Genomic DNA, 24,741 nt, shown 5'->3' with positions numbered 1-24,741 from the left:
AGTTAGAAAAATAGCTGAAAAAAACCAGAATGTGCAGTCTTGTTTTTCACAATTTTGTGGTGTATAAGCCCTAATATTGCCATCGTGACCACAATTCACGGAGCGACGCGAAACCGGTTCATCTCACCGATACATGAGTAGAGTTGCGTATATGCAGCACCATTCCGGAGCATCAGCAGCGGCCGACAATCCCGCAGTCGGCAGTCTGCGACATGTCGCGTCTTTCCCTGAAGCACTAGGCACCGGAATCGTCATGCATACCGAATCCGCACTCGATACACAGGTGCTGTCGGATATGGGCACCATGATCGAAGCATACGAGCAGGTGCTTTCCCGTTTCCGCGACGACTCTCTGGTGCAGCAGATGTCCAAGGCGGAGCATGGCGGCAGCTTCGATTTTCCCGATTATCTCAATCCACTATTCGAGATAGTCGACCTGCTGTTCGCGGCGACCCAAGGCAGCATCGACCCTCTTGTTGGTGCCGACCTGGTGAAACTCGGGTATGGTCCGGACCTGAGTTTCCATCCTCGCCCCGATGTTCGGGAATCCCTTGGATGGGTCCACGGCAGATCGCGTTGGGACGAAACCGTCACCCGCCACGGCACCACCCTGATAACCCGGCAGGCCGTTCAATGTGATTTCGGAGCGGTCGGCAAGGGATTTCTGGTGGATCTGCTCAGTGAACGCTGCGCGGAGCACAGCAAGCATCTGCTTATCGATGCCGGAGGAGATTTGAATATCCGTGCCGCCACACCGGTCAGCATCGCGCTCGAGGACCCGAGCGACGACGAGGATGCAGTGGGTGTCGCCGAGATACTCAACGGCTCTCTCTGCGCTTCGGCCCCGAGCAGACGACGTTGGACCGCGGAACTCGAAGGCCAAGGCACCGGGGAGCAGCCCGACGAGCAGCACCTTGGCCATGAGACCGGCCTGGTCACGCTGCATCATCTGCTCAACGCCATAGATGGCATGCCTGTAGAAGATGTCATGGCCACCTGGGTGACCTCACCGAACCCGTCAGGCACCACACCGCTGGATGTTCATGACTTCGGCAATTTTCCGTCCGCCGTGGCGGACGGGCTTTCGACCGCATTGTTCGTCTGCGACCCTGAAACCCTGAGCCGCAGCTTCCCCTTCGAATGCGCTGTGATCCGCAACGACCGGACAGCCCTGGTATCGCGGCATTTCCCGGGTTCACTGTTTATACGGTGACGGTTTATTCGGTGACGGCTGGAAACGCCTCGACAACCGTCATCCAAGCGTCGTCATTCCACGCTTTTCAACGAGCTCACCGGGTCGATGCGATTGAGCACCACGTTGGTGAACAGTTGCACGATCAACGCGAACACCATCGTCGCACCGGCCGAAATCAGATAACTGCTCCAATGCACCTCAACCTCGAAGAACATTCCCGACATGTTCAGCACCCCCGTAAGCATGCCTCCCACGACACGACCCAGCGGCAGGCCCAGAAGCGTACCGAAGAAGGCGAGCAACAGCATCTCCTTGTTCACATAGATGTGGACCTCCCGATCGGTGAAGCCGAGCACCTTCAACGTCGCCATTTCCCGTATGCGCTCCGACACGTTAGTACTGGACAGCGTGAAGAGCACCACCAAGGCCAGAGAGCCGGCCAGGGCGACAATCAGAGCGACCACCGCGCTCATCAGGTCAAAGGAGAAGCCTCGCTCCATCGCAACGGTGCTGCTCGCCGAGGCCACGGCAGTGGACTTCTCAAGGTCCTTGGCATATCTGACCTGAGCGTCTCCGTCTCCCTTCAACGTCGCCATCACCGCATTCGTGGCGAAGTCCTGCGCCGCCACGCCGAAAACAGATTTGTACAGACTCTCCGACATGAACACATCGCTGCCGATCAGATTGCGATAGACCTGCTGGACCTTCACGCTGTGCTGGCCGTGGGCGTCGCTGCGCAGAGAGACGGCGCTCCCAGCCCTGACCCCTATGGCATTGGCCGCACTCTGGGCAACGAGCAGGCCGCTCTTGCCCAATGTCAATCGAGGACGGGAGCCCGCTTCGGCGGAGAAACCGAAGGTGCGACTCAAGCCTTCAGCCGAGGGCCGGAAATCCACCATATCCCCGATATCCTCCCCGTCGGGAACCACTATCAACCGAACGGCTTCGCTCTCTCCGACCGCATTGAGCAGGTCCGCCCCTTCAACCCGCAAGTCGACCGAACGATTCACCCGACCATCGTCGGCAAGCTTCTGCCGCATCGTCGATGCGGCATCGTCCGAGACCGCGATGCTCAGCAGATCATAGCGGTCAACACCGCCATACTGCTTTGCCCCCAGAGTCTGCACCGTATCGTTGATGGCGAAGCCGCAAACAATCAGCGCCGTGCATCCGGCGACACCGCCGATTGTCATCAACAGTCGGCTTTTGAAGCGGAAGATGTTGCGAACGGTCACCTTGTTCAGGAAGCTCATACGCTTCCACAGCCACCCCCAACGTTCCAACAGCACGCGAGAGCCGACCTTCGGCGATTTGGGACGCATCAGATGGGCGGGCATCTGCGACATCTCCTCCCTGCACGCCAACAGGGTCGCACCGACGACACCCACCGCAAACAGCACGAATCCTCCAAGGCCATAGAGCGCGTCAAAGGAGAATGCAGTGTTCGGGATGACGTAGAGACCTTCCAGCACCTTCATCAGAAACGCCGGGATACCAATGAATCCGAGAACATTGCCCAGCGCTCCGCCGACCATGCACGCCGCGAGCGCGAACACCACATATCGTGAAGCGATGGGGACTCTGCCATACCCCAGACCCAGGTACGTGCCGATGAGCCCGCGATCCTCTTCCACCATGCGCGTCATAGCCGTCAGACTCATCAGAATGGCGACGACCAGGAACACCACGGGGAAGGCACGCCCAATCGATTCGATGGAACTCAGATCCCCCTTGAGATTCGAGAAGGTGGCGATGGATGCGCGATCGGTGATATGCCACTGCACCTCTGCGGCGCTCGCATCAGTGCTGGCAACAGTGCTCTCAGCAGTGCTCTCAGCAGTGCTCTCAGCAGTGCTCGCGCCGTCGTCCGCGGACGATGTCCCGTCCGACTGCGATGCCGTCTGACGCAGCAGCGTCGATTCCCGTTCCAGCTCCCGGCTTCTGGCCTCCTCCCTGCGCTGCGTCACCGTATCGTTGATACGGTCGATGACGGTTTGCACTCGGGAATCGTATTCATCGGAAAAGGTATCCAGCTGCCGCGCGCCGGCGACGGATATGGAGACGGCTGAATACACCGCCGCATCGGTACTGCCCGAAGGCACGAAGAATTCATAGCTGGCAGTCTGCTGCGAACGGAAGGTGCCGGTGCTGTAGCCTTCGGGATTTGCGATATCCGTGGGATTGAGCACGACCGCGGTGATGGTGTATTCGGCTGTGATGGCCCGCCCCGTTGCGGCATCGGTGCTCGTCAGACCGACACGGTCCCCCAGTCGCGCGCCGCTATCGACCATGAAGCGCTTGGTCACCGCCACGTCTTCGGCTTTGGCGGGCAATGCGCCTTGCTGCACGGCGACCTGGTTGAGCCTGCTGCCGCCGAGTTCATTGATGGTGGCGAGGTGCTGCGTGCCGCCGATCTTCACGCTGGCGGCACCCGCATGCTCGCCCTGCACCGATTGCACACCCTTCACGGCGGCCAGGGCCTTCACGTCATCGTTCGTCAGCCCCGCCGACGAGACGACCTGAATATCATAAAGCTGCTGAGCATCATAGAAACGGTCGGCCGACAGCAAGGTGTCCCTGCATCCGGCATAGATGCCCGTGAGCACGGCGACGCCAAGCATGGTTATCAGCACGATGGAAAGAAATCTCTTCCAATTCGTCAACGAGGTGCGCCACATATCCTTGACCGCGGCGCCGTAACGACGCAATCCATGGCGGCCCTTTCGCGCATTGCTGTCCGTCATGTCGCACCTACCACTCGATGTCGGCGATGGGTACGGGGTGCGCATTCACCGAACTGCGCTGCACCTGCCCACTGCGGAAATGAATCACAGTGTCGGCCATCGGGGAGATTGCGGTGTTATGGGTGATGATGACCACGGTCATACCCTGTTCCCGGCTGATATCCTGGAGCAACTGCAGAATCTGCTTGCCGGTCGCATAGTCCAGAGCCCCCGTGGGCTCGTCGCACAGCAGGAGTTTGGGGCGTTTGGCTATGGCACGGGCGATTGCCACCCGCTGCTGTTCGCCACCCGAGAGCTGGCTGGGGAAGTTATCGAGTCTGTGTCCCAAACCGACCTGTTCCAGCGTCTCCCGGGGGTCGAAGTGCTCGCGTCGTATCTGGGAGGCCAATTCCACGTTTTCCAGCGCGGTCAAGCTGGAGACGAGGTTATAGAACTGAAAGACGAAACCGATGTCGCTACGTCGATACAAGGTCTGCTCCTTGCGACCGAGCGATGAGATGTCATGCCCGTCGACCGTCACCGTGCCGGAAGTCAGGGTATCCATGCCCCCCAGAATGTTCAGGGCCGTGGTTTTACCTGCGCCGGAGGCACCGAGGATGATGGTAAGACTGCCTTGCGCTATGGAGAAGCTCACATCGTCGAGGGCGCGGATGCTTCCCCCGCCCGATCGGTATTCCTTGACGACATGACTGAATTCGATGTAGGCCAACGTATCCTCCTCGACTGATGCAGCACGCATGCGCAACGCCGCAAATGCGCCGTAATATGCAACGCTGCATGAGATACGCTGCGGCAGCGTCCACGACGACGATGTACCAAGGCCTCTTGGCGCAACAAGAGACTATGCTTCAAAAGCAGTTGGTTTGGGGCCACGAACGGGCACGCCCCATTCCTGACATCATCGTATCGCACGCAGGCAAGGGGAGTCTGCGCATACGCCAGGGGAGGTAACGTGGATTCCAGCACACCCGAAGAGAAGAGCACGGGGAATGTGACGGGCAACCATCCTGCAACCGCTCTGCATCGTACGCTGAAGAACCGGCACATCCAGCTCATAGCCATGGGCGGAGCAATCGGCACAGGTCTGTTCTATGGCTCGAGCGAGTCCATATCCCTTGCCGGTCCCGCGATTCTGCTGGCATACCTCATCGGCGGCGGCGTGATTTTCCTCATCGTCCGGGCCTTGGGCGAAATGAGTGTGGAGGACCCGAAAGCGGGTGCGTTCAGCTATTTCGCCAGCCGCTACTGGTCGAAACGTGCGGGCTTCATTTCCGGCTGGAACTATTGGTTCAACTACATCCTGGTTTCCATGGTCGAGCTGGCGGTGGTCGGTTCATTCGTCAACTACTGGTTTCCGTCGATTCCCGCCTGGCTGTCCGCAGCCGTATTTCTGGTCGTCATCACCTGCGCGAACCTGCTCGGCGTGAGCCGCTTCGGGGAATTCGAATTCTGGTTCGCCATCATCAAAATCGTCGCGGTCATCGCGATGATTCTCGGCGGGATAGCGATACTCGTGCTGAATCTGCCCACCAGCAGCGGCATCACCGCATCCTTCCACAATTGGTTCGGGCTGGCCGGCGGGGCACTGCCGCATGGTCTGATGTCGCGCGGTGCCGACGGGCATTGGTCCGGTCTGCTGATGGCGCTCACCGTGGTGATGTTCAGCTTCGGCGGCACGGAATTGATCGGCATCACCGCAGGCGAGACCGAGAACCCGCGGAGGACGATTCCCAAGGCCACCAACGATGTCATCTGGCGCATCCTGGTCTTTTATGTAGGCGCTCTGGGAATCATCATGGCCGTGGTGCCGTGGAACACGATCGGCGTACCAAACGCGCGGGGAACCGTCGTCAGCCCCTTCGTCCAGATATTCGATTCCGTCGGCATCCACGCAGCTGCGGGTCTGTTGAATTTCGTATGCCTGACGGCGGTGATGAGCGTGTACAACTCCGGACTGTATGCCAACTCCCGCATGTTGTACTCCTTGTCACGCCAAGGCAATGCCCCTGCATACCTGGGTCGTCTCAGCAGGAACGGCGTTCCTGCGGCCGGAGTGCTCACCTCGGCGGCGATTACCGCGATAGCCGTCGTGGTGGTGTTCCTCTGGCCCGAATTCGCCTTCAACTATCTGATGTCGATAGCCACCATTGCAGGCATCATCAACTGGACCATCATCATGATCACGGAGATGAAATTCCGCAAACACGTCTCGGCAGGACTCGGACCGAACAGGCTTTCCAGGCTGCATGGCAAGCAGGCACTGGGCAAGCTGGCCTTCCCGATGCCGGTGCATCCTGCAAGCAATATCTTCGTCTTGCTGTTCCTCGCCCTGGTGGTGGTGCTCATGTGCTTCTCCCCAAGCTACCGAATCGCTGTGGCCGTAGGGCCGATTTGGCTGTTGCTGCTGCTTGGCGCCTTCGCGGCGCGCCAACACCGCCATCCTGCATCCACGACAGGCGACTGAGATAACCTCCAAGACGTCGTTCTGACTTCCCATGAATTTGCCGTCAAACGTTTGACGCAATACAGTTTCCACTGGTGTCGAAGGCACACCTGCAACAACGCTGTTGCACGATTTTGGGGGAATTCATGAACACATTTCTGTCGAATCACGGCACAAACCGCAACCATCCGCCCTCCCGCTCGGAGGCAGCCCGCGCCACCATGCGCCTGACCGCGAGCATCGTCTGTCTGGTCACTGCGCTCGGCATCGGCATCACGTCAGGCACAAAGGCCGACGCAAGCGAACACCATGAAGGAGTTACCACGGCAATCACGCAAAGCACCACGCCGGCCGGGCTCACCAGCAGCCAGTTCGACCAGCTATACCACTACAACACCCCTCAGGGTTTTCTCAATGACATCCAGAGCATCTGGAAAGGGCGGGACGGATACTACCACTTCATGTACATCCAGAATCCCATGTACAAGCACGATGGAGACGGAACCGTGTGGTACCACGTCAAAACCAAGGATTTCGTGCATTACACCGATGTCGGGGTATCCATACCGAAGTTCAACGGCGTATGGTTCTCGATGGCTACAGGAACCATCATCGACAACAGCCAGGGCCCCTTCACCGACCTGCCCAAAGACGCCCTTGTCGCCTATTTCACCAGCTACATCGAAGGCGTCCAGAAACAGTTCATCGCATACTCGACGGACGAAGGGGCGAGCTTCAAACCATACCGGGACTCAGCCATCATGAGCGCTCCCAACGACCACACCGACTTCCGCGACCCCTACATGTCCTATGACTCTGCTTCGAAGACCATGATGATGTACCTCGCCGAGGGGGACAAAATCGGCACCTACGCCAGCAAGGACGGCATCACCTTCTCGTACGTCGGGGCAACGATACTGAATGCGGGAGCCTTGAACGGCAAGGATCTGGGAACCGTCGAATGCCCCAATATCAAGACGCTCCGGGACCCCGCCACGGGAGAGGAGAAGACCATCCTCTTCTTCGGCGCCAACGGATATCAATACGGGAGCACCACGGGAACGTACTATATGGTCGGGCATCTGGACGACAACAGGGTGTTCGTGACCGAACAGCAGCCCAAACGCGTGGATGACGGTTCGGACTACTACGGCGCCAACTTCATGCAGGACGGCGATGCACGAATCACCTCACTCGCGTGGATGGGCAACTGGGGATATTCCGCCAAAGACATCAGCGACGACAATGGCATCACCTACAAACTCGGCTCGATAAGTCTGGCCCGGCACCTGACCCTAAGCGGCTCCGCCGGGAATTACACACTCGACAGCGCCTTCGTGGAGCCGACTGCGCTGTTCGGCAAAGCGTTGACGGGCACCGCAAGCAGCGCCGACGGCAACAAGGAGCTGCTGAAGATCTCGCGCCCGTCCGCGCAGAACGCCAAACTGACCTTCACCAACACCGACGGCGACAAAGCCGTGGAAGGCCGCATCACCATAACCCTGGAACAGGCCGATTCCTCGGTTACCATCATCTATGATGCCGACACCGCCACCTATACCGCCACCCGCTCGACCACCAGACTCAGCGACAAGGACGGCGTATACGAATACACCAAGGTCATCGCAGCCAGCGCAGGCAGCACATCGCCACGCTCGCTCACCATGCACATCCTGCAGGACCAGAGCAGCGTCGAATTCACGATTCCGGGCAGCGGCAAGACCTACACCATGCTCCGCCTGTCGACGGATACGCAATCCACCATCCGCGTGAGCACCGATGGCCGCAATGCGCTGTCATACTCGCTGAACACCATCGGCAGCCAGGACGACCAGCCGTCACCCACGCCTGAACCCACTGCAGACCCGACTCCGCAGACGCCCGACTCACAGCCCGGACCATCGGCATCCACCGGCATCACCGGCACACCGGCCGGCAGCGACAGCAAGCAAACCCTGCAACACCCTGGGCAACGGCAGGCACAGTCGGCATCCACGCGCAAACTCGGCAACACCGGCAGTGCCGTCGTCTGGCCTCTCGGAATCGGCACCTTGTTGCTGGTCGCCGGAATCGGGATTCTTCGCACCGTGCGGCGACCTCAACGCAGCCGCCCGGCATCGAACGACACACCCTCCGACATCATGGCTTGATGTGCCGTTGCGCACCGTTCCGCGCTCCATTGACATCCGTCAGCGCCGAACTGTGCGCAAGAGCACGGCAATCACTTGAATACCGGCGTCACACGTGCCATATTGCACAGCTGCGCCGAGGAGTTCATCTGACGGCCCTCGAAATACGTGTAGGCCGCAACCTTTTCGGGTTGCGGCCTACACGCTACGAGAGTCAGGTGGGTTTAACGCTACCTGTGAACCGAGCCAGACTTACTGAACCTGGGCGCGGGCGATCTTTCCGGTGAAGGACTGCGATTCATCGGCATCTGCAGCTTCGCCCTTGTTCCAGGAGAACATGGCGCGCAGCTTCGGTCCGACTTCCTCGATCTTCTCGTGGGAGTACTTCTCCTGCAGTTCCTTGAACTTAGGAGCTCCGGCGTTCTGATCGTCGATGAACTCCTTGGCGAAGGAGCCGTCCTGAATACGCTTGAGCTGGTAGCGCATGCGGTCCTTGGTGGAATCGTCCACGACCTTGGAGATGTAATCACCATACTGTGCGGTGTCGGAGCAGCTCCAACGAGCCTTGTTCAGGCCGCCTTCGTTCATGAGGTCCACAAGCATCTTCAGCTCGTGGCAGACCTCGAAGTACGCGATCTCCGGCTGGTAGCCAGCCTCGGTCAGCACTTCGAAGCCGCACTCGACGAGGTGGTTGATGCCACCCATGAGCACGTCCTGCTCGCCGAAGAGATCGGTTTCGGTCTCTTCCTTGAAGGTCGTCTTGATGGCTCCTGCACGCAGAGCTCCCAGAGCCTTGGCGTAGGCCAGGGTGATGTCCCAACCGTCACCACGGGGATCCTGCTCGACCGCAACCACCACGGGGACGCCGCGGCCCGCCGCATACTCGCGACGAACGATGTGGCCCGGGCCCTTGGGGGCAACCATGAACACGGGGTGGTCCGCGGAAGGCTTGATGTAGCCGTAGTGGATGTTGAAGCCGTGTGCGAAGGCGACCGCTGCGCCTTCCTTGATGTTCGGCTCGATGTCGTTGGTCCAGATGGTGCGCTGGTACTGATCAGGTGCCAGGATCATGATCACGTCGGCCTCGGCGGTCGCTTCGGGAACGGACTTGACCTCAAGTCCCTGCTCCTTGGCGAATTCGACGGACTTCGAGTTCGGACGCAGTCCGACGACCACGTCGACACCCGAGTCACGCAGGTTCAGCGCGTGGGCGTGTCCCTGTGAGCCGTAGCCGATGATGGCCACTTTCTTCCCCTGAAGAACCGAAAGATCGCCATCCTGTTCATACCAGATTTGTGCTGCCATTATGAATGCACTACTCCTTATTATTAATTTTTCTCGGCAGAAATACGGTTGCTGCCATGCCGTTTGTTGTCGTGTACTTACAGTCGTTGCCTATCGGTGGTGACCCCGAGATTTTGTCCCGTTCGACTCCAACCGAAATAAAGTCTTATGGTAGCCGTTGTTGATTCTACCCGACTCTACCGTGCACACCCGCCCAAGTTCATTGTGTGGACTATTTCATTGTGTGGACTATTTCATTGTGTGGAATATATATTGTGTGGAATATATCAGGTGCACTAAGTTCCGTGGATGTTGTTGTGTTTGTCGGATTGTTCATTGTTCTCGCCGATTACATAGGCGACACCCCGCTCTCTGCTGCTGCCGTGGCGTTCGTGGCAGCCGTGTCGTTATCTGCTGAAATCGATATCCTTCGTCTCGTGGCAGCTCAGTACCGCAACCAGGCAGCACAACGCCATGAAGGCGAGATAGAGCCCCACGGACCGCACACCCCAATGAGAGGACAGCCAGGTGGCTATCGTCGGCACGAATGCCGCACCAACGATCGCCGCGAGGTTGTAGCCGATTCCGGCCCCCGAATACCGCACGTTCGTCGGGAAAAGCTCGGGGAGCATGGCGCCGATAGGCCCGAAGGCCACGCCCATCAGGGCGAAACCCACACACAGAAAGACCATGACCTGGAAGAAATTACGGTATCCCATCAGCAGATACGGGAACACCAGACTGAACACCACCAGTGCCACCGAGCTGGCAACCAATACCCTGCGGCGGCCCAGACGATCCGCATACACACAGGACAGCACGATGAACACTGCGAACACCACGATGGAGACCATCAGCATCAGCAGATATTCCTGGGTGGTGAAGCCCAGGCCGCCACCGCCCTGCCCCTTGGCTTTGGTGCCGAAGGCGAGCGACCATGTGGCCAGGGTGTAGAACAGCGTGTACGTCACCGCAACCAGGAAGGTCGCCTGCAATACCTGTTTCCAGCTTGTGCGGAAGACTTCCGCAAGGGGAGCCTTCACGACTTTCTGCTGTTCGAGAGCCATACGGAATATAGGGGTCTCCTCCATATGCACACGGATGGTCAGACCGATGACGACCAACACGGCGGACAGCAGGAAGGGCACGCGCCACCCCCAGCTCAGCATCTGCTGTGGCGTGCAGAACATCTCCAATAGGAAGAAGGTGCCGTTCGACAGAAAGAAGCCGATCGGTGCACCCAGCTCTGGGAAGGAACCGTAGAGCGCCCTACGGTCGGCAGGCGCGTTCTCGGTGGCGACCAACGCCGCGCCGGACCATTCGCCGCCCAACCCGATGCCCTGCACGAAGCGGCACGCGCACAGCAGCACCACGGACAGCAAGCCCCAGGTGCCGTATGTCGGCAAGCAGCCAATCAGCACGGTCGCACAACCCATCAGCAGCAGAGACACCACCAAGGTTGTTTTGCGTCCCATACGGTCGCCGAAATGCCCGAACAGCAGCGACCCCAATGGTCTGGCGATGAAGGCTATGGCAAAGGTCAGCAGCGAGGCCAACAGCCCCACGGTTGGGTTGGCCTCGGGGAAGAATATCTTCGGGAAGTAATTCGCGGAGGCTGTGCCGTACGCGTAGAAGTCATAGAATTCGATGGCGGTGCCAACCATCGAAGCACCGATTACGGTTTTCACCGAGTCCCTGGCCAGCGTGGACATCTTCGCGCCCAGTGCCGGCCCCTTTTCCCCACGTTCCCCACGGACAAAGGCCTCGGGCGCCCCGGTCGTGGTGGCTCCGTCGGTCTGCGGAAGGCTCGTATCAGCCGAAACGTCGACTGTTGTCATCCTTGTCATCTCCTCATCAGGTACCGCCTGTCGTGTTCCGACGTGCGATACAACAAAACCCCGCTTGGGAAACGGGGTTTCAACCTGAGAATGATGATGAACGAGACTATGACACATCTGCATGTGCATGAAGGGAATCGTCCGGTCTGCTCAGAACCCCGCTCTTCGTGGTGGGGTCGAACAGTGTGAATGCTGTTTCAGTCCGCCAACGAAGACGGGCTAATAATTCGCAGCTCTTCACGATGAACGTTCACGAGCGTGCAATCCACATGCTGGAGATAGCTCTTCATCATGTCGACACCTCGCTTTCATTCATCACCGGAAGTCTCTCAACCGGACTGCAACAGACCATAGGTCCGTGGTATCACGCATCGCTATCGCATGTCCACAATGTGGACAGAGACGGACTCTGCACTTGCCGGAATACGGGTCGAATACGATAACTGCACTAAAAGGACAGCTTTTCGCGGGAAATCATCACCGAAAGCTGTCCTTTTAGTGCAGTTATCTCCTTGATGACGCGTCCGCTCTACTTCACGTGTTTGATGCGCATGATGAGCACGGCCGCCATCAGCACGACCACGATGGCCGTGGGGAATATCCACATGTAGTTGCGTCCCGACATCAGCACCACGCCCGATGCCAGCATCGACCCAAGCACAGTGCACAGGGTGTTGGCCAGATTCAGAATGCCCAGGTCCTTGCCAGCTTCATCAGGATTCGGCAAAACCGCGACGTTCAAAGCCTGGTCGATGGCGTTGTACACGCCATAGCCGAATCCCGCGATACCCGCGAACAGGTACATGCCCAGAGCATTGGGCAGAATCCACGGCATCGCCACACCGACCGCGAACAGACAGCTCGACAGCGAAATCGGCACCTTCCTCATGCCCAGACGGTCCGAAATCGGCCCGGCGACCAGGGCCGCCACCAAGGACACCACCAAGGTGATAATCGACATCGTGGCGATGATGGTCGCCGCATGGGCGGCCAGGTCGGACTCATTGAATCCGGAGTCCTTCAACACGTAATACTTCACGATGTAGAGCTGATACATGGTCACCATGTTGTATCCGGCCATCATCAAGGTGCGGCCGAATAGCGCGTAATAGAAATCCGGTGCGTTCTTCGGCGGCTGGAAACTCAGGAGCAGCATCTTCACGCTGAAGGGCTTGCGAACCATGTTCACGCTTGAGCGCTCTCTCGGCCACACCACGACGGTGACCATGCCGATAACCGCGAACACCGCCGCACCCATGAAGAAGCCTCCCTGGATATGCCCGATGAGCTGAGAGCCCACCAGGGAGCCCAAGGTCTGCCCGACGGCTATGCCCGCACCGTAGAACCCTGAAACGGTACCGCGCACCTTGTCCGGCACTCGGTCGGACATCGTGGCCACGAAAGGCGCCAGCATCATGTTGTACCCGAGCTGAGCCGTGCACCACAGCAGCAGAATCATCGTCTGCGACGTGGTGAAGCCTATGCCGAAGATGCATAGACCGGTAAGCAGACCGCCGGCAATAATCCACGGCGAACGTCGGCCGAAACGGGAACGGGTCAGGTCAGACAGAGTGCCGAAGACGACATTGGCGAACAGCGCCACCACCGAGCCGACGGCGTTGATGGTCCCGATCATGGCTTCGCGGGTGCCGGGGTCAATCTGGTCCAGCAACTGCGGCAGAATCAGGGAGCTCAGCGCCACCCAGGGAATGGCACAGGCAACGGCGCTCAGCGTGAATCCGAGGGTCAGCCTGATGATTTCCTTGCGGTTCGGGCGGTGCCCATCGGCGCTGACCATCGGATCGCGCATATCCATGAACGCCGATTCCCTGTCCGGGACCGCTGCATCCACCGAATGCGAGGGCGATACCGCGCCTGCGGCAGCCACCGCCGGTGCCGTCTCGGCCACCATGCGTATACCCTGGGTCTCGGCTTGGGTCGTGGTCGAGCCGGGACTCGCTTGCGACGAATCTCCCGATACCTTTCGTCGTCGATGCGACTTGTCGTTCCTGTCGCCAACGTTCTTTTCGACGTCTTCGTCAGCGCCATCACCGTTGTGGTTGTCAGCAGACACCGTACCTCCTCAGAACACCACGAATTTGGCGCCACGTTGCATACGTGGCGCCATCACATCAATCTACTTGCGGAGGATTCGACAGCAGGTCGTCGCTGCTGTGGATTCCCGACTCATCGGACCATTCGAGCTTGCTCAGCCGGGCATGGTCGCCTGGCGTGAAGGTGAGTTTCGCAGAGCTGCGTTCACCGGACCATGCGAGCGCGATGGACCCTCCGTCGACCTCGTAGGAGAATTCGCCGTCGAAGGCGTCAAGCGTATTGCGAAGCCGGCACAGGGCGTTCAGGGAACGTACCACCGGACGCCGCAGGTTCTCGTCGATCTCCTCGCTGGTGTAGAAGTGACGGTTGATGTCACGTCCGTTGTTCGTCTTCTTCAGCAGTTCCATGTCGTTCTCACCTGCGAGCGCGCCGACGTAATAGACCTGCGGCACACCAGGCAGGAAGAACTGCACCGCTCTGGCCGCCAGATATTCTTCATCGTCGGCACCCAAGGCGGAGTAGAAGGTGGAATTGACCTGATACAGGTCCAGGTTCGATGCCGCAGCCCCGGTCGCTTCGGCGCTCTGGCCATGCGTGCGTTCGTGAATCGTTTCCACAAGACGGTCCACTGCCTCGTCGTCAACAAGGCCCTGCTTGCTGCGGTCCATCTGATCCGGGCCGATGTCTATCACGCCGATGCCGTCGTGGGTGTCGAGCACGGTGACGGCGTTCGTGGGGCGAATCTCCACCCACTTGGCCAGGGCGTCCACCGAGCCGGTGAACAGCGAATGGAGCAGGAGCGGCGGCAGCGCGAAGTCGTAGACCCAGTCGACCTTGCCGGCGATTTCGACCTGCTTCTTGTAATAGGAATGCACTTCAATCAGGATTTCGAGACCACGCTTCGCGGCCTCTTCACGCAGACGTCCGATCAGCTGGAAGGTCTTGGGTGTCATGAAGCAGCTGCTTCCCGCCTCTTTGGCACCGTAGCCGACCGCGTCGAGTCTCAGAGAGGACACGTGCGACTGGCCCATCTTGTCGAGAATCGACATCAGATAAGCCCACCCTGCATCCGAATCGGTATCCACATCCACCTGCTGAGGCGTGAAGGTGGTCCACACGAGTCTGGTCTTGCCGTTGAAATTGTAGTGAGTGAAGGGCAGACCCGGACGCGGGCGGTATATGTCGGTAAGGTCCTCTTCGGTGGCGCCATCGGGGAAGATGGAGCTCATCGTGAGGAACATCGGGTAATAGGGCGAGTCCTCCCCCTTGGCAAGGACGTCCTGGAACTGTGCGGACTTCCAGCTCACGTGATTCACGATGGCATCGACCATGATGCTGTGTGTTTTGGAGAGCTCCGCGACATCGTCCCATGACCCCAGTCTCGGGTCTACCGCGGTGTGGTCCATCGGGTCGAAACCGGCATCGGCACCATCGAAGGGGGTGAAGAAGGGAAGGATGTGGACACCTTCGTATGCGCCTGCGAATTTGCTCCGCAATTGCTCCGTCATTGACTCGATTGTTCCATCGCCAAGCCTGTTGGCATAGGTGATGAGTTGTACTTTGTTCAGCATCGGACCTCCTTGTTCGTTAGCGAAACGGTCACATCGTTGTGTGCAACGTCTGTTATGTGCCACGCGTACCTGTCCCGACCGCATTTGACTACGTCGGCAGATACAGCCGTAATTGTATCGAACCGGTTCGACAGCAGCAATGCAAAGTCCGCCACCTCACAAGAGCGCCGCTTATGTTGGGTTGTATGGCCCGAATACGATAACTGCACTAAAAGGACAGCTTTTCGGAGAAATTATCTCCACATTGCTGTCCTTTTAGTGCAGTTATCGCCTCTCAGCCGAGTAAGGTCTCAGTGCACCGCGCCAAGTCAGTCGGTCTGCGGATGCGAGCCGAAGAGCAGCTCCCTCACGGTCTCGTTCCATCGCGTGGTCTGGCCGATTTTGACCTTCATGGGAATGGTATGGGTGAGCATACCCGCCACACCGATTTCTTCGTCTGCCTCATCGGCCCTCATGCCGGAGAGCACATCCGCCTGTTCCGATGGCAACGCCGGCTGCACGCCGTGCTCCTGGTCGACGCCCGCGCCATCACCCTCTGCGTCCTGAGCGTCTGCATTGATTGTTTCCAGCATGGCCTCCGAGAGCTTGTTGGCGATACCTGAGAAATCCTGAAGAATGCTGGTGATTTTCATACCTGCGGCGTCGGTCACAAAGGTACCGTCGTAGGCGAGAATCTGGAGAGATTCGGGAATCCTGATTCCCCTTCTGAGAGCCTCCTGGACGCAGAACGCGGCGGCAAGATCGGGAGCCATGATGGCATCGGCATCAGGAAAGCGCTCGAACAACTGGCGGGCGACACGTTCGAACTGTCCGAGATCGGCCACGGAAGGAATCTCCATATAGTCGTATCTGATGCCCGCCGCATCAAGGACGGACTCGAACGCAAGCTGGTAGCGCACAGGAGGGAATGTGGTACGCCGGGCGGACACATCCTCGGAATCCCCCTTCGCATCGTCATCCGGTACAGGGCTCAACGCACTTGGAGTATCCCTTGGTGCGTCGTCGGCGGCATCGTGAAAACGTGATCTGGGCCCGCCTATTTCAACGACATGCCTCACACCCGTCAGAGCGAACAACGACGCGGCGAGCTCACCGCCCTGCTCGTGATCCGAACCGACCGAGGGTACGCTCGCACCCAGAGAGCGGTCGAAGGCCACCACTGGTCGTTCTATGGAAGTCCAATAATCGTGCGGGTAATCCGTATGCGCGCCGAGGATGATGCCGTCCAGCATGCGCCTTCTGAGCATATCCACATACGGCGCCTCACCCTCCCCGACATCGAAGGTCGAACACAGCATCGTGTACAGGCCATGCCTGGCGAACACCTGCTGCAGGTATGCGGTCAAGGTCGAGAAGAAAGGATGCTGAATGGTGGGAACGATCACGCCGATGATGTGCGAACGCCCATGATACAGATTGCGCGCCAGCTCGTTCGGCACATAATCGAGTTCCTTCATGGCCGATTCGACACGTTCACGCATCTGATCCGAGACATATCCGTTCTCATTGACCACCAGCGACACCGTACTCAGCGCGACGCCCGCCTTTTTGGCCACATCACGCATGCCGACCATAGTGAAACCTCCCTGGATCGCAGGACTCTCCCGATTTCCAACATTCACTCTGCATTGTAATCCAGCATCAGAACCTTCGACGGGGCCCTTGCCCTGGCCCGAGCGGGTATCCGGTATGAAATCAGCGAGGGCCGGGTTGTGATGGTGTCGCCACCATCTCACAACCCGGCCCTCGCAATCCCGCATCATCGTCCGTCGGTGAATCCTGCCTCCTTCGCCGGAACTTAGGCGAGAACACTACCGAAGAGCATGCCACGGACCACGGTCACGGCTTCAGCTCTTCGGCACTTCGCCTTCCTGGGACCTGCTGTAGACGGGCTTGTTGGCGGAATCGAACTTGTAGATACCGATAGACGCGGAGCTCGGATCGTTGTTGCTGTTGAAGGGTCCGATTCCGGCGAGTCCTACATACTGGATATCCTTCTTTTCCTTGATGAGCGCCGCGCAATCCTTGAAAGTCGAGCACTTGTCCCCTCCGTCGGCACCCGAAACCGCTGCGAGATTCTTCTGCACCGTTTCACCATCCACCGCGCCGCCCTTCTCCGCGGCGAGGGCCGCAAGCACGATGCCGTCATAGGTTTCGGCGGAATACGTGTAATCGGACAGCTTGGAGTCTATCTCCTTCAAACGCTTCTGGAAATCATCGCTCGGATGGGCTCCCGGAATGGTCCCCTGTGCACCTTCGAGGAATCCCGCATCGAAATCGGACGAGTAGTCCGCGGTATTGCCATCGGTCATGTACAGCTTCGTTTTGGTGTCAAGCCCCTGGCTGCTCATCTCCTTCAGCAGCTGCTTCGTCTGGTCGAAGGCGATGACCAGAACGGCATCAGGCTTGGTGGCTTTGATGGAGGTCACCAGCGAGGAGAAGTTGGTCTCGGTCGGGTCGAAGGTATCCGTCTCCCCATAGACCACTTCGACGCCGGCATCCTTGAGGCTGTTGACGATGACCTTACGCAATCCTGTGCCGTACTCTTCGTTGAAGACCGCGATGGCAAGCTTCTGCACCCCATCCTGGGCTATGAGACTGCTCACCACGGCACCCTGCACGGAGTCCGGTGGAACGGTGCGGAAGAAGTAGGGGCTGATGCCCGAAAGGGAGGGCGAGGTGGCGCCCATCGAAATCATCGGCACCTTGGCCTCGGTAACCGCTTTATAGGTGTTCTTCACCACCGAGCTCGACGCGGGACCCATAACCACCGAAGGGCTTTTGGACAGCACGGATTGCGCGGCCGTCGTATTTTGGTCGGCATGATCGGCGTCTGAGACATCCGCGCTGACTTCCTTGACATCTTTACCGAGTACTCCGCCTGCGGCATTGATGTCCTTGATCGCCAGATCCGCCGCAGTGGTTTCCGCAGGACCAAGATACGCCAGCGACCCTGTCAACGGGAACAGGCCTCCGACCACAAACTGTCCGTCGGATGCCGAGCCTGATGAGCTCGCCTCACTGCCCGAACCGCCGCACGCGGAGAGCCCCATAACAAGTGCCGCGACTGAAGCCGTCGCGGTTACCGCCAATGATCGATTCCTTCGCATATCAACATCACCATTCCTTCTCCGAATTTTTCTCCCTGAACCCTCGGTGTGGGGAATGCCGCGACACCGCATATGCGGATCACCTGCAGCACACCGTTCGGGATATGGAAACAATTTCTCCGAATGTGACCATGAGAACCAGAGTAGAAGTCGCTTGCAACGGTTTCATGTACCTCATATTTCTTTGAGATGAAGCCCGAAAACTGTTGGAAACACAAGGAAATCAGTAAACGAGCATGCCAAGGCCCGGTCTATGGATGCCAATATCCAGAGACCGGGAACAGGGTATTGGAAGCCCTGGCCTCAGCGCTCGTTCAAACGGCGAAAGGCACTCCGCCTCAAGAACACCGGAAAGACGTCAGCGGCCCTCTTCCTCGACCGTCTCCTCCAGATTGCCCAGATACAACGAGATGACCTTCGGATCGTTAAGCAGTTCGCGGCCCCGCCCCGAGTAGGCGTTGCGACCCTGATCGAGCACATAGCCACGATTGCAGATCTGCAGGCAGCGCCTGGCGTTCTGTTCGACGATGATGACGCTGACCCCGGCTTTGTTGACCTGCCGCACGCGGATGAAGGTCTCGTCCTGCAGCATCGGGCTCAGACCCGCCGAAGGCTCGTCGAGCAGCAGCACCGAAGGCTTCATCATCAATGCCCGGCCCATCGCCACCATCTGTCGTTCACCACCCGAGAGGGAACCGGCGGCCTGGTCCTTGCGCTCGCCCAATCGGGGGAATATCGAGGTCACATAGTCGAAGCGTTCGCCGAAGAGCTGAGGACTCTGATATGCGCCCATCTGGAGATTTTCCCTGACTGTGAGACTTGGGAACACGTTCTCGGTCTGGGGCACGAAGCCGACCCCCATCGACACCAGTTTGTCCGCGCGCAGATTCGTGATGTCCTTGCCGTGCAGCAGCAAGGAGCCTGATTTCACATGGACCAGGCCGAACAAGGACTTCAACAGGGTCGACTTGCCTGCACCGTTCGGACCTATGATGCCGACGATTTCACCCTCGTGCAAGGAGAGGGAGGCGCCGTTGAGGATATTGACACCGGGAAGGTACCCGGCGATCAAATCCACCGCATCAAGCAAGGGCTCCCCATCAGGCTCGCCGACATGAATCTCGCTGCGATCCGGAAGCTGTTGTACCGACTGCTCCTCAACCAAGTCTGCCATTGCACACCCTCCTACTCCATGTCCTGAAGGACACTGTCGTCACCCAAATCGATATTTGCGTGAGCACCCAGATAGGCATCCACCACTGCCTGATCGTTCATCACCGACTGCGGCGGCCCTTCCGCGACGATTCGCCCCTCGGCCATCACCGTGACCCAATCGGCGATATGGCGAACCATGTTCATGTCATGCTCGACGAAAAGCACGGTGGTGCCGTCGTCACGCAGAGAAACGATATGGTCGAGCAGCGATTGTTTCAACGCGGGGTTCACACCGGCCATCGGCTCATCGAGCATCACCAGCTTCGGCCTGCTCATCAGCGCCCGAGCCATCTCCAAGAGTTTGCGTTGTCCACCGGAGAGCGAACCTGCGTAATCGTCCTTCTTCTTCAAGAGCAGGAAACGATCCAGCAGCTGTTCGGCCTGTTCGGTGATTTCACGTTCGCGGTTCCTCCACAGGCTCGGCACCAGCGATCTCAGCATCCCCTCACCCGGCTGGTCCGGAGCGCCGAGCAGCATGTTCTGGAGCACCGTCAGTCTGTTCATCACCTTGGTCAGCTGGAAGGTACGGACCATGCCCATACGCGCGACCTTCTCGGATGAGACCGTCGAGAGGTTGCTGCCGTCGAATTGCCACGTCCCCGAGTCCGGAGTGTCGAACCCGGTCATCAGATTGAAGAATGTGGTCTTGCCTGCGCCATTGGGGCCGATCAACGCGGTGATGCCATGACGTTCTATCTCGAAATGATCGACATCGACAGCGGTGATGCCTCCGAATTTCCTGGTCACGTTGTCGGCCACGAGAATCGGGTCCGGCTTGTGCACGCCTGCCGCATGCTCCACGAAGGAAAGGTCCCGGACCACCTGGGCACCAAACGTGACACCGCCCGACGCAGCACCCGACGCCTCGGCAACCTGCACTGTTGACTGCTCTGTTGACTGCTCTGTTGACTGCTCTGTTGACTGCTGTCCGGCTACGACCTCACCGGGTGTGATTTGAGTATCAGACATTGAACGCCAACTCCCTTCTGTCTCCGAGAAGACCCTGTGGTCTGAATATCACCAGACACATCAGCGCCACACCGACGATGACCCAACCCAGGGCCTCAATCTGGTTGGAGGACATGAAATTCTCGGATATGGTGCCGCGCATGAGCTCCTTGACGAAGGTGAGCATCACCCACAGCAGGCACGAGCCCAGCACCGGGCCGAATATCGAGGCGGCGCCGCCGAGCAGCAGGATGGTCCACACATAGAAGGTGACCTGCCTGCCGAGCGAATCCGGCTGCACCGAACGAGGCAGCACGAAGATGATACCCGCAAGAGCACCGAAGGCACCGCCCAGGAACAAGGACTGCAACTTGAACTTCGTCACCGACTTGCCCAAGGAACGCAGAGCGTTCTCGTCTTCACGGATGCCCTTGAGCACGCGGCCCCACGGCGACTTGAACCAACGCCAGACCAGCAGCGCGGCAATCAGCACCAGGGTCCAGGCGACGATTCTGATCCACCAGGAATCGGCGATGTTATTCGAATACGTCCACAGCAGGATCGTGGAGCTGCCGGACGGCAAGGGTGAAGCCGCTTCGAACTGCGTGGTGAAATCCTGAGGTGAAATGCCTCCCGAGCCACCGGTGAGATTCGTCATGGAAGTCGATCTGGCCACGATGCGTATGATTTCGGCCGAAGCCAGAGTGACCATGGCCAGATAGTCCGGCCCCAACTTCAACGTAGGTATGCCCAGCAGCACCGCATATACGGCGGCGAGCGCCAGGGCTGCCAGCAGCGAGGCGAAAAGGTTCCAGCCCATGCTCTGCGTTATGGCGAATCCGTACGCTCCAAGAAGCATGAAGCCCGCCTGACCCATATTCATCAATCCGGTCATGCCGAAGTGGATATTGAGCCCTATCGCCGCAAGCACATACGCCGCCGTTGTCGGAGCAATGAGCTGAGCGACCGAATTGCTGAGAATCGTCATCCAATCCATCGCTGACCTCCTTTCACCGTGCATCCTTCACTCGAGCTGTTGTCGTGCGTGGCGTGACTCCTTGACGTTGCATGCCCGTTCAGAAGTGCCACCGACCGTTGAATTTCCCGTATCCCCTTCATCTCAGCCCACTCTCTGTTGCTTGCCGAAAACACCCTGCGGGCGGATGAGCAGGACCACGATCAAAATCGCCAAGGCGCTGACGTAACGCATATCGTTCGGAATCACCAGCGAGCTCATATCCGCGACGATGCCGATGACCAATGAACCCACCAGAGCACCGTTGGCGGTGCCCAGACCACCCAGGGTCACCGCCGAGAACATCAGCAGAAGAACCAAGGCACCGGTGTTCCACGCGATGCCGTTGAGATAGATGCCGATGAGCACACCTGCGAGCGCCGCGAGGGCAGTGGAGATAATCCAGACGATGCGCACCACCCGCTCGACGTTGATCCCGGAGGCGGAAGCCAGGGCGGCATTGTCCGAGACCGCACGAGTCGCCCTGCCGAGTCTGGTGCCGTAGAGGAACAACGTGAAGGCGATGATTACCGCAAGCGCGATACCTGCCAGTACGAGCGTCGTCGCATCGGTCGTGATCGGACCTATCTGGAATCCTTTGGGGACTGTGGTGGTGATGCCCTTGACATCGCCTCCGAAGAAGAACTGGAACACATATTGCAAGGCCATGGACAGACCGATGGTCACGATCATCTGCTGCGTTGGACCGACGCGCTTACGCCGCAAGGGGCTCCATACGAGTTCGTTCTGAATCCAACCGGTCAACGCTCCGACCGCCACCGCGAATATCGCTGAAACCACCAGGGGCCAGTGCAGCAGCTGCGTGCCGACATACGCCATCAGACCACCAAGAGACACCTGCTCGCCGTGTGAGAAGGAGCTCAGCTTCGTCGTTCCGTAGACGAGGTTCATGCCTACCGACATCAGTCCAAGCATCAGGCCGAAAATGACTCCACTGAACAACTGCTGCCAGAAGCGAGACATGAAGGTCGAGAAGGCGCTGGGCCCCTCCGCCGTCGATGATGCGGATTCCGACGACTTTCCGGTATCCGAAGAAGCCTTGCTGCCGGAGGAAGCCTCCGACGACGCCTGCACTTCGTCGAATCTCACCACCCGCCGCGCTTTGCTGAAATCGCCTTTTTTGACGTCGACGGTTGCGGTGTCCGCTTTCAGACCGTGCTCTTGCACAACGGACGCAGGTATCGAAACCGTGTACTCGCCATCCGCAGTGACCGAAAACGCCCATTTCCCCGAAGCGTCCGTTGTCGCGGTCGCGCTTTCGGCCCCTCCCAGCGTGACCTCGACACCTGCGATAGGGGCTTTCGCCGAATCCTGCAGCACGCCGTTCACACAAGCGATTTCACTTGTGGGATTACACGTCTCGACTGCTTCCGCGGCGTTCGCGGTCACTGGGTTCACACCAAACAGCAAGACCATAAGGGCAATCGCCAACCCAACGCACATCAGGGCAGGGCGAAGCACTCTCCTCTTTGAAACATATGCAATCATATGGCTCCCTCCGATGGGCTTTAACCTAAAAGACGGAAGTCCTTATCTGGTTGCACCAATATTTCTCGGATATTACGGAGAACGCCGATTGGAAACATTGCCGAACGACTCGTCACCTATTGAGCGGCAGAGATAACTGCACTAAAAGGACAGCAATTTGGTAATAGTTTCTCGGAAAAGCTGTCCTTTTAGTGCAGTTATCGTATGCTGCGGTCCTTTTCACGCCAAACAGCCCGGAAGTCTCTTGAATGACGAAAACCCCTGACACGCTTGGTGTCAGAGGCTTCTCATCGCGGGCTCTTCAACGACTGCTCCTCCCCTTCTCGGGGAGACAGGACGAGCGTGCGAAAGCGTCAGTCGATCAGCGAATGAACGGATACGATCTGATCTCTGCCAGGGCCCGTGCCGATGGCGGAAATCCGACATGTGGACAGATCTTCGAGTCTTTTGACATAATCCTTCGTCTTCTGAGGAAACTCTTCGAAGGACCGCACCTGGGAAATATCCTCGCTCCATCCGGGCATTTCCTCGTAAACAGGCACAGCGGAAGCGAACTCGGCCTGATCGGTAGGCATATCACGCACGGTTGCGTGCGAACCATCGGCAAGCGTGACATCATATGCCGTGCATATCGGAATGCTTTCAAGACCGGTCAATACGTCAAGCTTGGTCAGCACGATGTCGGTCAGACCATTGATCTGTGCCGCGTAGCGGTTGACCAGGGCGTCGAACCAGCCGCAACGACGCGGCCTTCCCGTGGTGACGCCGAACTCGTGACCTTGCGCGCGCAGCCACTCTCCCGAGGCGTCATTCAGCTCGGTCGGGAACGGCCCTTCCCCGACTCGGGTGATGTACGCCTTGGAAACCCCGATGACACGACTGATCTTCGTCGGGCCGACGCCCGTTCCCGTGCATGCTCCGCCCGCCGTGCAATTCGATGACGTAACGAAAGGATAGGTACCGTGGTCCACATCGAGCATGGTCGCCTGGCCACCTTCGAAGAGCACGGTTTTCCCTTCGTCCAATGCCGAATTCAGCACGAGCGAAGTATTCGCTACGTAGGGCTTGAGACGCCCTGCGACTGCGAGGAGCTCATCGACGATGGCATCGACGTCTATGGCCCTGCGATTGTACAGTTTGACGAGCATCTGGTTCTTCTGGTGGAGGCTGGCCTCGACCTTGTCGTGCAGATGCTGCGGATTGAACAGGTCATGGACGCGGATACCCACGCGATTGACCTTGTCGGCGTAGGCCGGACCTATGCCGCGACCAGTGGTGCCTATCTTGTGTTTACCGAGGAAGCGCTCGGTCACCTTGTCGAGCGTGCGATGATACGGCGTGATGATGTGTGCGGATTCGCTGACGAGAAGTCGACTGCAGTCCACCCCGCGTGATTCCAACCCGTCTATTTCCGAGAACAGCGCTTCGGGATCGACGACGACCCCATTGCCCACAACAGGCGTCACATTCGGGTGGATGATACCGGAAGGCAGCAGATGAAGCGCATAGGTCTGGTCACCGACCACGACCGTATGACCAGCGTTGTTGCCGCCATTGAACCGGGCGACGTAATCAACCTTGTCACCGATGAGATCCGTGGCTTTGCCTTTGCCTTCGTCACCCCACTGGGCTCCGATGAGAACGATTCCGGGCATACTGCACCTCCATTCGTGCGTCGGGGACAC

Annotated in this window: 16 protein-coding genes; 3 read left to right on the top strand and 13 right to left on the bottom strand. The window is 58.7% G+C overall.

Features of this window, described 5'->3' with window-relative positions; all coding sequences use genetic code 11:
• Nucleotides 1–151: 151 nt before the first annotated feature.
• Nucleotides 152–1,213 (top strand): FAD:protein FMN transferase, encoded by a 1,062-nt coding sequence (locus DB51_RS01270; RefSeq protein ID WP_051867132.1) that lies wholly within the window; start codon nt 152–154, stop codon nt 1,211–1,213.
• A 53-nt stretch (nt 1,214–1,266) separates the two neighbouring features.
• On the opposite strand, the gene DB51_RS01265 is transcribed toward DB51_RS01270, so the two are convergent.
• Together DB51_RS01265 and DB51_RS01260 are read right to left on the bottom strand one after the other, a co-directional pair.
• Nucleotides 1,267–3,939 (bottom strand): ABC transporter permease, encoded by a 2,673-nt coding sequence (locus tag DB51_RS01265; RefSeq protein ID WP_051867131.1) that lies wholly within the window; start codon nt 3,937–3,939, stop codon nt 1,267–1,269.
• Between the two features lie 7 nt (nt 3,940–3,946).
• Nucleotides 3,947–4,648 (bottom strand): ABC transporter ATP-binding protein, encoded by a 702-nt coding sequence (locus DB51_RS01260; protein ID WP_034251122.1) that lies wholly within the window; start codon nt 4,646–4,648, stop codon nt 3,947–3,949.
• A gap of 282 nt (nt 4,649–4,930) precedes the next feature.
• On the opposite strand from DB51_RS01260, the gene DB51_RS01250 reads away from it, so the two are divergent.
• Together DB51_RS01250 and DB51_RS01245 are read left to right on the top strand one after the other, a co-directional pair.
• Nucleotides 4,931–6,403 (top strand): amino acid permease, encoded by a 1,473-nt coding sequence (locus DB51_RS01250; RefSeq protein WP_238548278.1) that lies wholly within the window; start codon nt 4,931–4,933, stop codon nt 6,401–6,403.
• 125 nt (nt 6,404–6,528) lie between these two features.
• Nucleotides 6,529–8,532 carry a glycoside hydrolase family 32 protein gene (locus tag DB51_RS01245; RefSeq protein WP_202961979.1) on the top strand — a complete coding sequence of 668 codons (2,004 nt, stop codon included), beginning with the start codon at nt 6,529–6,531 and terminating at the stop codon, nt 8,530–8,532.
• A gap of 231 nt (nt 8,533–8,763) precedes the next feature.
• On the opposite strand, the gene ilvC is transcribed toward DB51_RS01245, so the two are convergent.
• The 11 genes from ilvC to DB51_RS01190 form a co-directional block, all read right to left on the bottom strand.
• Complete coding sequence (gene ilvC, locus DB51_RS01240) at nt 8,764–9,816, bottom strand: ketol-acid reductoisomerase (protein WP_034250774.1); 1,053 nt, start codon at nt 9,814–9,816, stop codon at nt 8,764–8,766.
• A 386-nt stretch (nt 9,817–10,202) separates the two neighbouring features.
• Nucleotides 10,203–11,507 (bottom strand): MFS transporter, encoded by a 1,305-nt coding sequence (locus tag DB51_RS01235; protein WP_034251117.1) that lies wholly within the window; start codon nt 11,505–11,507, stop codon nt 10,203–10,205.
• Nucleotides 11,508–12,162: 655 nt separating this feature from the next.
• Complete coding sequence (locus DB51_RS01230; RefSeq protein ID WP_238548265.1) at nt 12,163–13,707, bottom strand: MFS transporter; 1,545 nt, start codon at nt 13,705–13,707, stop codon at nt 12,163–12,165.
• 58 nt (nt 13,708–13,765) lie between these two features.
• A complete protein-coding gene (gtfA, locus tag DB51_RS01225) occupies nt 13,766–15,259 on the bottom strand; it encodes a sucrose phosphorylase (protein ID WP_034250773.1) in 1,494 nt (497 codons plus the stop codon).
• Between the two features lie 308 nt (nt 15,260–15,567).
• Nucleotides 15,568–16,833 carry a LacI family DNA-binding transcriptional regulator gene (locus DB51_RS01220; RefSeq protein WP_051867129.1) on the bottom strand — a complete coding sequence of 422 codons (1,266 nt, stop codon included), beginning with the start codon at nt 16,831–16,833 and terminating at the stop codon, nt 15,568–15,570.
• A gap of 273 nt (nt 16,834–17,106) precedes the next feature.
• Nucleotides 17,107–18,369: an ABC transporter substrate-binding protein gene (locus DB51_RS01215; RefSeq protein WP_034250772.1), complete on the bottom strand. Its 1,263-nt coding sequence runs from the start codon at nt 18,367–18,369 to the stop codon at nt 17,107–17,109.
• A gap of 358 nt (nt 18,370–18,727) precedes the next feature.
• Nucleotides 18,728–19,543: an ABC transporter ATP-binding protein gene (locus DB51_RS01210; RefSeq protein WP_034250771.1), complete on the bottom strand. Its 816-nt coding sequence runs from the start codon at nt 19,541–19,543 to the stop codon at nt 18,728–18,730.
• Between the two features lie 11 nt (nt 19,544–19,554).
• Entirely contained in the window at nt 19,555–20,553 is a 999-nt protein-coding gene (locus DB51_RS01205; RefSeq protein ID WP_084674474.1) for an ABC transporter ATP-binding protein, read from the bottom strand.
• Entirely contained in the window at nt 20,546–21,529 is a 984-nt protein-coding gene (locus tag DB51_RS01200; RefSeq protein ID WP_034250770.1) for a branched-chain amino acid ABC transporter permease, read from the bottom strand. Before DB51_RS01200 ends, DB51_RS01205 begins: the two co-directional genes overlap by 8 nt.
• A 123-nt stretch (nt 21,530–21,652) precedes the next feature.
• Nucleotides 21,653–23,056 carry an ABC transporter permease subunit gene (locus tag DB51_RS01195; protein ID WP_034250769.1) on the bottom strand — a complete coding sequence of 468 codons (1,404 nt, stop codon included), beginning with the start codon at nt 23,054–23,056 and terminating at the stop codon, nt 21,653–21,655.
• A gap of 353 nt (nt 23,057–23,409) precedes the next feature.
• The gene (locus tag DB51_RS01190) at nt 23,410–24,711 is read right to left on the bottom strand and encodes an adenylosuccinate synthase (protein WP_034250768.1); all 1,302 of its coding nucleotides are present in this window, start codon (nt 24,709–24,711) and stop codon (nt 23,410–23,412) included.
• Between the last annotated feature and the right edge of the window lie 30 nt (nt 24,712–24,741).

The organism is Bifidobacterium crudilactis (genome assembly GCF_000738005.1).
GTDB classification, from domain to species: domain Bacteria; phylum Actinomycetota; class Actinomycetes; order Actinomycetales; family Bifidobacteriaceae; genus Bombiscardovia; species Bombiscardovia crudilactis.
The sequence above is the reverse complement of the archived record's forward strand: the minus strand, read 5'-3'. Positions and strand labels throughout refer to the sequence as shown.